We start from the raw sequence: 13878 nt of genomic DNA, 5'->3' as shown, positions 1-13878 counted from the left end.
CCATCCCAAGAGACGATCAATGACCTCACTTATTTTGTGTACTCCAAAGGTGCTGCTGCAAAACACTCCGGAGGAATGGCTTGAAGCTACTGGCGGTGATGCCGTGCTGTTTACTGGTCTCGCCGATGCTGAAACTTCCAAAGCCGTTGAAGAGCTTGCCACTCGGGCATTCCGGCAGTCTGAGTTCTTTCACAATTACGAGCATAGCGAGTTGATCGAGCAGTCAGCGATCGATCTACATCTTCGAACGAGATTCAGTCGCGTGTTGGCGTTCTCTGAAGCAGATGTGCTTCGCGCCGCTCGGATCCGCAACAAGCTTGCGTTACAGGGCCAGATGCCTGAAGCAGCTCAATTCTTCCGAGACAAGATCTTGATGAAACGCAGAGCTTGGGAGCGGGGCGTTGACGTTCCCCGTTTCGCAGAAATCACAAGTGCCACCGACCTTACAGAATTCATCTCCGCACACGGCTTGCCTGTCGTAGTCAAACCATTCGATGGCCGGGGCTCGTCAGGCGTTGCGGTTCTCTCTACCGAGCAGGATGTGGTCTCCTTTCTAGAGAGCGGTGCGTCCAGTACGCTCCGGTACACGGTCGAGCAGTTCGTGCAGGGAGAGATGTTCAGGGTCGACGGGCTATACGTTGACGGCAGCCCAGTAGTTATTCATGCAGCCCGTTATCTGAAGGACTGCCTCGCTTTTATCCGAGGAGAGACTATCGGCACTCATAGCCTTGATGCCGGCAACCCGCTCGTCGGAAGGATTGAAGAATTCACACGATACCTGCTGGAGAAAGCCCTTCCTTTCCCCGCTACATCGATTTTCCATCTTCAAATCTTCCACACGCCTGATGATCGACTGGTACTCTGTGAAGTGGCCAGTCGTCTGGGAGGTGGTGTGATCAACGAGGAAGTGCTGATTGCGACGGGCATAAATATGAAGATGGGATACGTCAAGGCCTCGATAGGTGGCGGAGATACATTAGAACGTCGCGCTGCAGCGGACTTCCGGCCAACGGCGCGCATAATCATACCACCCAAACATGGTGTTCTAGAGAGCCTCCCCTTGGCTGCAGAACATGACTGGATCGACATCTACAAACCCTATGGTGTCGTCGGCCGCCGTTACGGCGGCGCATCTATGACAAATGCCGAAGTCGCCAGTTTCGTCTTTGGCGGCGAGAATGAGGAAGAACTGAGGTCGCGGGCGCTAGACCTGGATAGCTGGTTCAACTCCAAAACGATGTGGGCACTATGAGCGTCTCCCCTCTGGAAGAAGCTGACGCCCGGCTTTGGGCGCCTCTGTACAACGAGCGCTTCAGATCGCTTTGGATCGCCAACGGCATTTCAAACCTCGGCACCTGGATGCAGGGCATGGGCGCCGCATGGTTGATGGTTCATTTAAGTTCTTCATCCCAGATGGTGGCGTTGATTCAAACAGCGATGACGCTGCCAATCTTCCTGCTCGTCGTACCAGCCGGAATTCTCGCGGACCGATTTGATCGCCGATCTTACCTTCTCGCCACGCACGTGGCGATGGCTATTGCCGCCTTCGGCCTCAGCATAATCATAGCCCTGGAAGCGGTGACCCCAAGCCTACTTCTGTTGGGCACATTTTTGCTGGGATGCGGCGCAGCCATGACGATGCCAGCGTGGCAAGCGGCAACATCCTCTTTAGTCGAATCGACGGAAATACACAGCGCTGCAGCTCTGAACGGCATGAGCTTCAATTTCGCCAGGACCTTAGGGCCTGCCTTAGCAGGCCTCATCGCTCAGATATCGGCCATTTCCCTGATATTCTGGATGAACGCAGCTTCGTATCTTGCTCTCATCTTCGTATTTTGGAGGTGGCGTTCAACGTCAGCTAACGCGATCACACGACCAAAAGCGCCGAGAAAGAGCAGGTCTCACGGGTTTGGCCACATCTTGCAGTACGAGCGCTTCATAGCACTGCTTGTACGGACGTTTCTCATTTTCTTTGGTGCAAGCAGCATGTGGAGCCTACTTCCCGCGTTCGCTGGGCTCGAGCTGCACATGAATGCCTCGTCCGTTGGCCTCTTGATGGGCACAATTGGAGCAGGTGCTATCGTTGGAGGCATGCTGCTGCCCTCACTCAAAGCAAGAGTTGGCATAGACCGTCTGACGCGTATTGCTGCCGCACTGCTAGGCCTTGCGTTAATCCTGGCAGCCTGCAACGTGAACTACTTCGCGCTCTGGCTCGCCATGGTATTAACTGGAACGGGATGGGCTTTCATCGTTTCCGGGCTGAACGGAACGGCACAGGCGATGTTCCCCGTCGAGATCCGCGGCAAAGCAATTTCGGTCTATCTCATGGCTATGTATGGTGGCACCATGTCAGGTAGTTGGACTTGGGGATTGATATCCACATCTTATGGCGTCCCATACACATTCGTTGCTGCAGCCACAATGTTGCTCATATGTGCCAAGGCATTGAAGCGTTTGTCGATCGCCTGAGCGGACATCGTCTCCGCCTTGAATAGATTCGAACCGTCGACCTGCCCTTTGCGCTCTCAAGATTGAGTAGCGCAAATCCATCCCGGACCGAGACAGGGCTCACATTCCGGAGGATTTCCCCTCATTCCCCTCTGCTGAGTTCGCTCGACTGCGATTGTCGCCAAAGTTCTCTTTTGTCGCCATTGGGAGAGGGGGAATTGGCCAACGCTGAACCGTGGGGCGAGAACTTGCTCCCTTGATAATAGTTGATAAGTCGACTATTTATACCGATCACCTTTGCAGGAGATATTTATGATCAGCGCAGATCTGGGAAAGCAGCTCGAAAGCTATATTCAGCAGCTCGTAGATTCAGGTCGCTACGGCTCGAAGAGCGAAGTCCTGCGCGAAGGCGTACGACTGGTTCAGGACCGCGAAACGCGACTGGCCGCTTTGGATGCTTCGATCATGCGCGGCATCTCTGATGCGGACACCGGTCGAACTAAGTCGGCCAACGATGTGTTCAACCGCCTCGACGCCAAATATCTTGCAATGGCTGATAGAGCCGAAAATTCCGCATGATCCTTGAGTTTACCAGCGAGGCCGAACGCGATCTTGAGCAGATCGCCGATTACATTGCCGAGCACAATCCACGGCGCGCTCTTTCATTCATTCGAGAGCTGCGGAGCCGATGTGAAGATCTTATTAGTAATCCCAACAGCTTCGCTCTCGTCCCTCGCTATGAGCATCATGGAATCCGTCGACGCGTTCACGGCAACTACCTGATCTTCTATCGCGTTGAGCCCACCAAAGTGGTCATTATCCATATCATGCACGGCGCAACGGATTACGGTCTAATCCTGTTCGCCGAATGATCAAATCAGGTCGATTTGAGGCAAATTGAAGCGAGAACCGATGGGAAGCGCTGCTTTTACTGTACTTGCAGACCAGTGCGGAGAGCAATCTGCTTGCAGTCGATCTATCTGTTAGGCCAAATATCGACACGAGCGGCATATAATTGAATTATGGGACTTTTGGCGCGCAGGCGCCGAACCAATATGAACTTGCAACCCAGCACTAGGTGCCCGCGAGAAGCCATTATTCTGGGTTATCAATGGCTTCGATGAACGAACGTTTGAGAATAACCTGGATCGTATCCTTAGGGGGTGGTGTAACTGACGGGTGGTCACCAGTAAGGATGGGTCCCATTGAATCCGGATGGTCGATGCCCATCCAACCCAATTGCGTTTGGATCGAAAGGTCCTACGCCCCCTGGCTACTCCAAGGCCCGTGAAGAGCAACCTTGCCGTCGAGACGATCAAAGCCATGGGCGCCGAAGAAGTCGCGCTGGGCCTGGATCAGGTTGGCCGTGCCACGGCCGCGGCGGTAGGTGTCGAAATAGGCAAGCGCCGAGGAGAGCGCCGGAACCGGCAGGCCGGAAAGCGCTGCATGCGAGACGACCCGGCGCAGTGCGCCGTCGGTTTCCTTTACCATCGCCGAGAAGGCAGGCGTGATGACGAGATTGGCGACACCGGGATCCTTGGTGAAGGCCGAGGTGATTTCGTCGAGGAATTGCGAGCGGATGATGCAGCCGGCGCGCCAGATACGGGCAATGGTCGGCATGGGCAGCGACCAGCCGAACTCGGCCGAGGCGGCCGACATCACGGCAAAGCCTTGTGCATAGGCCGCGATCTTGGCGGCGAGCAGCGCGTTTTCCAGGTCGGCGATGAAGGCGGCGCGGTCCTTCGGCGCCTCGGCCAGAGCCGGCAGGCCGAATAGCTTTTCCGCCGCCAAGCGCTCCGAGCGCAGCGACGAGAGCACGCGGCCGGCGACTGCCGCCTCGATGCCGGTGGCCGCCACCGCGAGGTTCTGTGCCTCAATCGCCGACCATTTCCCCGTGCCCTTCTGACCAGCGGAATCGACGATGATATCGACCATCGGCTTACCGGTTTCCGGGTCGGTCGCCTTCAGGACCTTCTCGGTGATCTCGATCAGATAGGAGTTGAGGCGGCCTTTGTTCCAGGTGCCGAAGATCTCGCCGATCTCGGGCGCAGACAGGGTCAGGCCCTCGCGCAGGATGCCGTAGATCTCGGCGATCATCTGCATGTCGGCATATTCGATACCGTTGTGGATCGTCTTGACGAAATGGCCGGCGCCATCGGTACCGAGCCAGGCGACGCAAGGCTCGTCATTGAAGCGGGCGGCAATCGAGGTCAGCACCGGCTCGACGCGCTTCCAGCTCTCCTCCAAGCCGCCGACCATGATCGAGGGACCATGGCGGGCCCCCTCTTCGCCGCCCGAGACGCCCATGCCGATGAAGGTGAAGTCGGTGCCGGCCAGACGCTCGAAGCGCGCGACCGTGTCGCGGAAATTGGCATTGCCGGCATCGATCATGATGTCGTTCTTCGAAAGATACGGCATCAGCGCTTCGATCTGCTGGTCGACGGCCTCACCGGCCTTGATCATGATGATGATCGGGCGCGGCGGACGGATGGCGGCGACAAATTCTTCGATCGTGTGGCAACCGATGATCCGGTCGGCAAGATCGCCTGCTTCACCGAGGAATTCGTCGGTGCGCGCCGGCGTGCGGTTGAACACTGCGATCCGATTGCCCTTCTCGGCAATGTTGAGGGCGAGATTGGAGCCCATGACCCCGAGACCGATCAGACCGATTTCCGCTTGCTGCATGATGTTTCCCTGTCGTCTTTCGTAAGGTCAGAAGGCGAGCTGCACCTTCATCGACTGCGTCCGGTCGCCCGCCACCTCGAAGGCACGGACCGCATCTTCCAGCGGATAGGTGCCGGTCAGAAGCGGTGCGAGATCGACGCGGCGTCGGTTGATCAGATCGACCGCAAGGCCAAACTCCTCGTGGAAGCGGAAGGTGCCCTTGAGTTCGATTTCCTTGGCAACCACCATGTTCTGCGGGAAGGAGATGTCACCGCCGAGGCCGAGCTGGACCAGGGTCGACTGCGGACGCAGCGCTTCGAGGCCCGAGCGCATGGCGCGCTCATTGCCGGAGGCCTCGAACTGCACATCGAAATAGCCCTTGTTGGCGGCGTAGTCCGAAAGCCGTTCCGGGTTCTCGGCGCTGTTGATCACCCGGTCGGCGCCGACCTGCAGCGCCTTCTTCAGCACCGCATCCATCACGTCGGTGGCGACGATCTCACGTGCGCCATGGGCGCGTGCGGCAATGATTGCCAGCGCCCCGATCGGCCCGCAGCCGGTGACCAGCACGCGCTTGTTGGTCAAGGGCCCTGCCCGCTTCACCGCATGCAGCGTCACCGCAAAGGGTTCCGCCATCGCCGCCTCGTTGATCGAGATGCCGTCATCGACCGGATGGCACTGCGAGGCGTCTGCCACCAGGCGCTGGCGGAACGCCCCCTGGATATGCGGCATGGGCATGGCCGAGCCATAGAAGCGCATGTTGAAGCAATGGTTCTGCTTGCCCTCCAGGCAGTAGTCGCAGGCATTGCAGGGCCGGCTCGGGGACACGGCCACACGGTCGCCGATCTCCAGATGCGAGACACCGGATCCGAGCGCCTTGATCGTGCCGGCCACTTCATGGCCGAGGATCATCGGCTCGCGGATCCGGACCGTGCCGAAGCCGCCGTGATTGTAGTAATGCAGGTCCGAGCCGCAGATGCCGCCGGCCTCGATGGCGACCTCCACCTGGCCGGGGCCGAGCGCCTCGACCGCGCGCTCTTCGATCCGCAGATCCCTGGCGGCATGAATGACGATGGCTTTCATGGCAAGGCTCCTCACAGCACCGGGGTCGGCAGGGCGCCGCCGGCAAAATGGGCAGCGAGATTGTCGCGCACCAGCTTGCCCATTGCCTTGCGGGTTTCGATCGTACCAGAAGCGTGATGCGGCTGAACCAGCACATTATCAAGCGCCAGGAACCGTGGGTCGAGCTTCGGTTCGCCTTCGAAGACATCAAGCGCCGCCGAGCCGAGCGTGCCCTTCTCCAGCGCGTCCAGGAGGGCTGCCTCGTCAATGTTCGACGCCCGCGAGATGTTGATCAGCATGCCTTCCGGGCCGAGCGCCTCGATCACTTGGCGGCCGACGATGTGGCGCGTGTCGGCAGAAGCCGCCAGCGTCACGAAGAGGAAATCGGCATGGCGGGCAAGTTCCACCGGATCGGCGATATAGGTCATGCCCTCCGCATAGGGTTTTGCCGAGACGTCGCTATAGGCGATGTCCATGTCGAACCCCTTCAGGCGCTTGGCCACTTCGTAACCGATGCGGCCGAGGCCGAGCACGCCGGCCTTGCGACCCCAGACGCGGCGCTTCAGCGGATAGAGGCCCTTTTGCGCCCAGCTGCCGTCGCGCACCCAGGTCTCGGCACCGATCATGCCGCGCGACTGCACCAGCATCATCGCAACCCCGAGATCGGCCACGTCATTGGTCAGCACATCAGGCGTATTGGTGACGCGGATGCCGCGGGCGCGGGCCGCCTCCAGATTGACCGCATCGAAGCCGACGCCGTAGACCGAGATGATCTCCAGCTTCGGCAGGGCCGCGATCAGTTCTGCCGAGGCGCCCAGTTCGCCGCGCGTGGCAATGGCCCGGATCTTGTCCGCATGGCTGCGGATGAAGGCGTCGCGGTCGCTTGCCTCATACAGCTTCTGGACCGTGTAATGGGCTTCCAGTTCGACCATATCCCATTCCGGATAGGGCCCGACCAGAAGGAGTTCGGCCTTGCTCATGGTGTCCTCCGATATGTTGTGTTCAGCTCGTTCTTCGGCTGCGCAGCGCAAGCACGGTCATGGCCCGTCCGACGATGGCTTCGAGCGGTTGATTGATGTCGATCGTCACGACGTCGGGCTCCGCCTGGGGCAGCTCCAGCGTCGCAAGCTGGCTGTCGAGCAGCGACAGCGGCATGTAGTCGTGGTTGCGGCCCGCCATGCGTGCGGCGAGCAGCGTCCGGTCGCCCTGCAGGAAGACGAAGGTCACCGGCTGCCCGGCCAGCTCGCGCAGCCGATCACGATAGGCGCGCTTCAGCGCCGAGCACGAGACCACCACCGGCAGCCCCCCTTGCCCGCCGCCCGACAACAACTGGCCAATCCGCTCAAGCCAGGGCCAGCGGTCCTGATCGTCAAGCGGCGTGCCGAGCCGCATCTTGCGCACATTCTCCGGTGGATGCAGGCTGTCGCCCTCGACGAAGGCGGCATCGAGATAATCGCCAAGCCTTGCGCCGACCGAGGACTTGCCGCAGCCCGACACCCCCATCACCACGATCGGGCCGGGGGAATAGGCCGGGCCGGAGACTGCCTCGTCAGAGACTGACACTTCAGAGACCGGCATTTCAGAGACTAATGGTGATGCCGCCGTCGACATAAAGCGTGTGTCCATTCACGAAGGAGGAAGCATTCGACGACAGGAACACGGCCGCACCGACCAGTTCCTCCACGTCACCCCAGCGACCGGCCGGCGTGCGCTTTTCCAGCCAGGCGGAGAATTCCGGATTGTCGACCAGCGCCTGGTTGAGCGGCGTCTTGAAATAGCCCGGCGCAATCGAATTGACCTGCAGGCCGTACTTTGCCCAGTCGGTCGACATGCCGCGCGTCAGGTTCTTCACCGCTCCCTTGGTCGCGGTGTAAGGCGCGATGCCGGGACGGGCGAGTTCGCTCTGCACCGAGGCGATGTTGACGATCTTCCCCCGACCGCGGCCAATCATGTGGCGGGCCACAGCCTGGCCGACATAGAACACGCTCGACACATTCGTCTTCAGCAACTGCTCCCAGCTGTCGGCCGGAAAGTCTTCGAGAGGCGACCGAAACTGCATGCCGGCATTGTTGATCAGGATGTCGATCGGACCAATATCGGCTTCAATCGCGGCAACACCCGCCGCCACAGCCTCGCCATCCGTCACGTCGAAATCGCTCGCCGAGGCCTTGAAACCGGCATCCTGCAGTGACGTCACCGCCGCATCCAGCTTCACCCGGTCACGGCCGTTCAGCACAACCTCAGCCCCATGCGCCGCCAGACCCGCAGCAAGCGCAAAGCCAATGCCCTGCGACGAACCCGTGATCAAAGCACGGCGACCCGTAAGGTCAAATAATGGACTGGTCATGATGGCATCCTATTGTTTAAGCGTCTGCTTCACCCCGGCAATGCCACGACGCAGGAAGGGGTCGGTGTGGATGTAGAAATACTGCACGCCCCGCTCCAGCCAGTGTGGCAGCTCCTCGGCAGTCACCAATGTGCCGGCAATCCTGCCCGCCTCGCGGATCTTCTCGACGGCAACCGCAACCTTGTCCACCACAGGTGTAGGGCGCGGCTCGCCAAAGGGAGGTGCTGGTGGGAAACCCATGTCCTGAGACAGGTCACCCGGACCGATGAAGAAGACGTCGATACCTTCGACGGCCAGCATCTCGTCGAGACGATCGATCGCATCCGCAGTTTCGATCATCGCGACGACAAGGCGTTTATCGTGATCGGAAGGCAGCGCGTAACGCACAGCATCCACAATCGCCCGCGCCTGCTCGGCCGTATCGACCATCGGCACCATGATGCCGTCCGCACCTGAATTCAGATAGCGAATGATGACAGGTCGTTCGTGAGAATGCGGCCGGACGATCGCAGCGCCGCCTGCGGCCCGAACGATCTGTCCGGTCATGCGGACGTCTTCAAAGCTCCAGGTCCCGTGCTCGCAATCAACGAAAACGGAGTCCGCCCCCAACTCGATCAGGCGGGATGCCAGGCCTGACGATACGTGGTGGGTGTTGTACATGGTGACAGCCTCGCCGGCCAAAAGCCGCGAGCGTAGCTTCGCCCCGTTCATGAATTCCTCCTATTTCTTCGGCATGTCCGGCGTGTCCGCCGGCGCGCCGACCCAGCGTGCGATCTCGATGTCCTGGGACGTGTCGCGCATGAAGGTCGGGCAGATATGCAGTTCCGGAATGACCGCGCTTTTGTTCAGGCTCGCGCAAAGAGTGATGGCCCGGGCCACGTCATGCGGATCCATCATGACGGCACGCTCCGCCTCGAGAGGTGGCCGCGCACGATTGTCCATGATCGGCGTATTGGTCTCGCCCGGAAGGATGGTTGTCGCCCGGATCCCCTGATTGCGATAGGTGTTGTGCAGGAAGGTCATGAAGTTCTTCACGCCTGCCTTTGCTGCACCATAGGCTGCTCCGCCCAAGAGGTTCGGATTGACCACAGCCAGCGAAGAAACAGTGATGATCGTTCCGTCGCCCTTAGCGATCATGTCGGTGAGAACGGCCTGGGTTAGGTTAAACACCGCGGTCAGGTTCACATTGACCGTGGCATTCCATTCCTCCTCGCTGATGAAGCGCGCGTTGAGGACCTTGCTGGCGCTACCCGCATTGTTGACAAGAATGTCGACGGCACCGATGCCTTCCTTGATCCATTTCACCGTCTCAAGGATGTCGTCTCGCGAACCGATGTCCAGGACCCGGGTGAATGCACGGCCCCTTGCCTTTTCAATCAATGACGCGACGTCCCTAAGTGGCTCAAGGCGGCGGCCGGCGAGCACGACGGTTGCGCCATCCTTTGCAAGAAGCAAGGCTGTCTCCCGGCCAATCCCGGACCCTGCCCCCGTCACCAGGGCGATTTTGCCTGAAAGATTTCCCATGACGTCCTCCTATTCAGCGGCCACGGCCGGCGCTCCGGAATATCCATAGGTATCTCTGGCTGCCTTTGCTGTAACCAGATTTTCCGAAAGGTCCTGCGCGATGAGCTCATGCGAACGTTCGCTTGCTCGTCCCCATCCGCCGCCACCGGGCGTCTCGACCTCGAGCCGCTCGTCCGTCTTCAGCACGACTTTGCCCTTGGGGAAGTGCGGTTGCCCGTCCTTCATCACCTTGCCGGCGGTGCCGTTCTGGCCTTCGACAACGCCAAAGCACGGATGCCGGACACGTTCAGACGCCAGATAGATGTTCATCGGGTTCCGGCCGAGATTGCGCAGGATGACGCGCTGGCCGAGGCCGCCCCGATGCTTTCCAGCCCCACCGGAATCCGCAATCAGCTCCTTGCGCTCGGTCAGTACGGGCACAGCGACCTCGAACATCTCGATTGCGGTCACCTTGCAGTTGGACGGGAAGCTGAGCGTATCCAGCCCATCAAATTCCGAGCGCGCGCCTTGCCCGCCATGAAAATTCTGCACCGAGCCATATTGCGAGCCGTCATCACGCCGACCAACACAGTTCGCCGCCCAGATCGGCGCACCACCGCTGTCGCCCATGACCTTGTCCGGCACGACACCTTCCAGCGCCTTGAAGATCAGCGAGGGAATGACATGACCGATCAGGTTTCGAGAATTGCCGGCTGTCCATGATTGCGGATTGAGAATGGAGCCCAGAGGGGCTTCATCCGTGATCGGGATGATGCATCCCTCGTTGTTCGGCGTTTCCGGATCAAGCAGGCACTTCAGCGCATAGACCGAATGGGCATACCGATAGTTGGTGCGGCAGTTGATCGAATGCAGGACCTGATCGGATGTGCCGGTGTAGTCCACGTGGATCGAATCGTCGCTGACGATGACGGAGGCTTTAAGCGTGACATCGACATCGTAACCGTCGAGCAGGACCTCGGCGCTGTAGGTGCCGTTCGGCCATTCCTTGATTGCCTTGCGGGTCTGCGCCTCCGACCGCGAATGAATGGCCTGCGCCAGGCCCTCGACATCATCAAGCCCATACTCATCAAGGAACTTGACCAGTTCTCGGCCCATCACGTCATTGGCAGCGATCATCGATTCCAGATCGCCGCGAACTTCCGTGGGAAGACGCACGGATGCTTCGATGATGTCGAAAACGTCCTCGTTGGGGACGCCCGCCTTGAGAAGCTTGACGATCGGAAAGCGGATGCCCTCGGCAAAGATGTCGCTCGCCTCGGAATGCAACGGTGCACCGCCGATATCCGGCAGATGGGCGATGGAGCCGGCATAGGCGACGACCTTGCCGTTCTTGAAGATCGGCGTGATCATCGTCACGTCAGGGAGATGGCCCGTACCGATCTCCGGGTCATTGGTTGCCAAGACGTCACCCTCGACGAGCGTGTCGGCCGGAAACTTCGGCAGGAAGTAAGTCTGCGCCGCGGCCGGCAGGGAGGTGATGAAGACAGGAATCGACCACGTGCACTGCGCAAGAGCCCGGCCCTTGGCGTCCAGAAGCACGGTGACGTAGTCGTGGTTCTCGCGCACGATCGGCGAGAATGCCGTCTTTCCTAGAACATTGTCTGCCTGGTCAGCGATGAAGATCAGGCGGTTCCACATGACCTGAAGATTGATCGGGTCGTTGAAATCGGTAGCGGGCTTCGACATCTTGGATCCCTCAGAGAATGTTGATTACGAGATTGCCGTGAGCGTCGACATGAAAGACGCCACTCGGTCCAACGACCGCCGTGGACTCACGCTGTTCGACGATGGCCGGGCCTTGCACGGCTTCGCCGACCGGAAGCTTGTAGTGATCGTAGACCGCAGTCTCGAGATAGCCTTGGGCTTCCTGGAAATAGACCGCGCGGCTGCCCTTTTTCGCGTCCGCAACCAGTGTCTCATGCGGCCGTGTCACCTGATCCTTCTCGCCGCTGGCGCGCAAGCGCCAGGTGATGACTTCGAGCGGGGCGGCAACGGTGCGACCGAACAGCTCGCGATACAGCTTGAAGAAGGCCTCGCGCAATTCCTCGAGGAACTGGTCCTGCGGCAAGCTCCGATCCGGAAGAACGACCGTAATTTCGTGCCCTTGGCCGACATGGCGCATGTCGACCGTGTAGCGGTTCGTGATGGTTTCCTTGGGAACGCCCGCAGCCGAGACCACTTCCGCGCCTTGGGATGCGAGCTCGTTCAGAAGCCCGTTCATCGCGTTCATGTCCCAGGCGTCGATTGCCATCGGATGACTTGCGGAAAGATCCACGGCGACCGGCGCGATCAGAAGGCCGATAGCCGAACTGACGCCAGCGCCGGTCGGGCAGATAATGCGACTGATCCCCAGTTTGCGTGCGATGCCATAGGCGTGGACCGGGCCGGCGCCGCCAAAAGCCACCATGGGCAGCGAACGCGGATCGACACCGAGATCCGTAGCATGCATGGCCGCGGCCTTGCTCATCGATTCGTTGACGAGGTCGTGGATACCCCAGGCACAACGTTCCACCGACACGTCAAGCGAAGTTGCGAGTTTGGCCATGGCCTCACGCGCCGCATCCTTCGACACCTTGAACGATCCGCCGACAAAGGATTCGGTGCCCATGTAGCCGAGCAGGATATCCGCATCAGTGACGGTCGGCTGAGTGCCTCCACGCTGATAGGCGGCCGGCCCCGGCATGGCGCCAGCGGAGTGCGGGCCGACATCGAGCAGTCCCAGCGGGTTCTTCGCGGCGATCGAGCCGCCGCCCGCACCGATCTCGATCATCTGGATCGACTGGATCTTCAGCGGGAAGCCCGAGCCCTTGCGAAAACGCTGATAGTGGGCAACTTCCAGATCGGTTCCGACGTTCGGCTCGCCATTTGGGATGAGGCAAAGCTTGGCGGTGGTGCCGCCCATATCGAAGGAGAGCACGCTGTCTTCCCCGGCCGTACGGCCGAATTCAGCAGCCGCCACGGCCCCTGCGGCAGGACCGGATTCGATCAGGCGTACCGGCAGTTCCGCGGCACGTCGACTGGGCACAAGACCGCCGGACGAGGTCATCCAGAGAACCTGCCGATCAATCCCTTTTTCCGCGAATTCGCGCTGCAGATGGGCCACGTGGCCCGCCATCTGCGGCCGCGTATAGGCATTGACGACGGTGGTGGAGGCGCGATCAAATTCGCGCATCTCCGGGCAAACTTCCGAAGACAGGGACACGAAGACGTCGGGATATTCCTCGCGCAGCAGCGCAGCGACGCGTTGCTCATGCTGCGGATATTTGTAGGCATGCAGCAGGCAGACTGCGACGGAGCGAATGCCTTTTTCCTTGAGACGCCCGGCGATCTCGCGAACCGTCTCTTCCTTGAGCTCGGTCATCACCGAACCATCCGCTGCGATGCGCTCCTTTGCGCCATAGCTGTTCGCGCGGCTGACCAGCGGGTCCGGATATTTGATGTTCAGATCATAAAGGTCGTAGCGGCCTTCGTTACGAATGCGCAGCATATCCTGAAAACCATCCGTGGTGACGAATCCGGTCTCCACGCCCTTGCGCTCCAGAACAGCATTGGTGACGACGGTGGTTGCGCCGAGCACCTGCAGCTTCTCGATCGAAATGGTGTCAGCAAATTTTTCCAGAAGCTCGGAAACGCCCTGCACGACCGCTTCGGCCGGGTTCTTCGGCGTGCTGAGGACCTTGTGAAGGTGGAGGTCGCCCATGTCATCCAGGAGCGCGAAATCGGTAAAAGTACCGCCGGTGTCGAAAGCCAGTTTTGCCATGTTTCCCTCGATGCGACTTGACCAGCGGTCAGGCCGCTGTGAAGGGGTCGATCTCTTCCGACCCTTGTCTGTCATG

13 protein-coding genes are annotated in these 13878 nt (G+C 60.0%); 4 read left to right on the top strand and 9 right to left on the bottom strand.

Going from position 1 to position 13878, the window contains the following annotated elements:
• The first annotated feature begins 19 nt into the window (after positions 1 to 19).
• From IP76_RS20865 to IP76_RS20850, 4 genes are all read left to right on the top strand, one after another.
• The gene (locus tag IP76_RS20865) at positions 20 to 1252 is read left to right on the top strand and encodes an acetyl-CoA carboxylase biotin carboxylase subunit family protein (protein ID WP_054160164.1); all 1233 of its coding nucleotides are present in this window, start codon (positions 20 to 22) and stop codon (positions 1250 to 1252) included.
• Entirely contained in the window at positions 1249 to 2469 is a 1221-nt protein-coding gene (locus tag IP76_RS20860) for an MFS transporter (protein ID WP_054160163.1), read from the top strand. Before IP76_RS20865 ends, IP76_RS20860 begins: the two co-directional genes overlap by 4 nt.
• 291 nt (positions 2470 to 2760) lie before the next feature.
• Positions 2761 to 3027, top strand: coding sequence for a type II toxin-antitoxin system ParD family antitoxin (locus tag IP76_RS20855; protein ID WP_054160162.1), 267 nt, complete (start codon positions 2761 to 2763; stop codon positions 3025 to 3027).
• Positions 3024 to 3320, top strand: a complete 297-nt coding sequence (locus IP76_RS20850) for a type II toxin-antitoxin system RelE/ParE family toxin (protein WP_054160161.1) — start codon at positions 3024 to 3026, stop codon at positions 3318 to 3320. Before IP76_RS20855 ends, IP76_RS20850 begins: the two co-directional genes overlap by 4 nt.
• A 388-nt stretch (positions 3321 to 3708) precedes the next feature.
• Here the strand turns inward: IP76_RS20850 and gndA are convergent, their stop codons facing one another.
• The 9 genes from gndA to IP76_RS20805 all read right to left on the bottom strand — a co-directional run bounded on the left by gndA (position 3709) and on the right by IP76_RS20805 (position 13802).
• On the bottom strand, positions 3709 to 5133 hold the full coding sequence (gene gndA / locus IP76_RS20845; RefSeq protein WP_054160160.1) for an NADP-dependent phosphogluconate dehydrogenase: 1425 nt from the start codon (positions 5131 to 5133) through the stop codon (positions 3709 to 3711).
• A 27-nt stretch (positions 5134 to 5160) separates the two neighbouring features.
• Positions 5161 to 6192: an L-idonate 5-dehydrogenase gene (locus IP76_RS20840; RefSeq protein ID WP_054160159.1), complete on the bottom strand. Its 1032-nt coding sequence runs from the start codon at positions 6190 to 6192 to the stop codon at positions 5161 to 5163.
• Between the two features lie 11 nt (positions 6193 to 6203).
• The gene (locus IP76_RS20835) at positions 6204 to 7151 is read right to left on the bottom strand and encodes a 2-hydroxyacid dehydrogenase (protein WP_054160158.1); all 948 of its coding nucleotides are present in this window, start codon (positions 7149 to 7151) and stop codon (positions 6204 to 6206) included.
• 22 nt (positions 7152 to 7173) lie between these two features.
• A complete protein-coding gene (locus IP76_RS20830) occupies positions 7174 to 7674 on the bottom strand; it encodes a gluconokinase (protein ID WP_054160231.1) in 501 nt (166 codons plus the stop codon).
• A 76-nt stretch (positions 7675 to 7750) separates the two neighbouring features.
• Positions 7751 to 8518 (bottom strand): SDR family oxidoreductase, encoded by a 768-nt coding sequence (locus IP76_RS20825; protein ID WP_054160157.1) that lies wholly within the window; start codon positions 8516 to 8518, stop codon positions 7751 to 7753.
• 9 nt (positions 8519 to 8527) lie between these two features.
• Complete coding sequence (locus IP76_RS20820; protein WP_054160156.1) at positions 8528 to 9229, bottom strand: HpcH/HpaI aldolase/citrate lyase family protein; 702 nt, start codon at positions 9227 to 9229, stop codon at positions 8528 to 8530.
• A gap of 9 nt (positions 9230 to 9238) precedes the next feature.
• A complete protein-coding gene (locus IP76_RS20815) occupies positions 9239 to 10042 on the bottom strand; it encodes an SDR family oxidoreductase (RefSeq protein WP_054160155.1) in 804 nt (267 codons plus the stop codon).
• 9 nt (positions 10043 to 10051) lie between these two features.
• The gene (locus tag IP76_RS20810) at positions 10052 to 11728 is read right to left on the bottom strand and encodes a hydantoinase B/oxoprolinase family protein (protein WP_054160154.1); all 1677 of its coding nucleotides are present in this window, start codon (positions 11726 to 11728) and stop codon (positions 10052 to 10054) included.
• 10 nt (positions 11729 to 11738) lie between these two features.
• The gene (locus IP76_RS20805) at positions 11739 to 13802 is read right to left on the bottom strand and encodes a hydantoinase/oxoprolinase family protein (protein ID WP_054160153.1); all 2064 of its coding nucleotides are present in this window, start codon (positions 13800 to 13802) and stop codon (positions 11739 to 11741) included.
• Positions 13803 to 13878 lie beyond the last annotated feature (76 nt).

Source organism: Rhizobium sp. AAP43 (assembly GCF_001296045.1).
Lineage (GTDB): Bacteria > Pseudomonadota > Alphaproteobacteria > Rhizobiales > Rhizobiaceae > Allorhizobium.
This window is presented reverse-complemented; position numbering and strand designations above follow the sequence as displayed.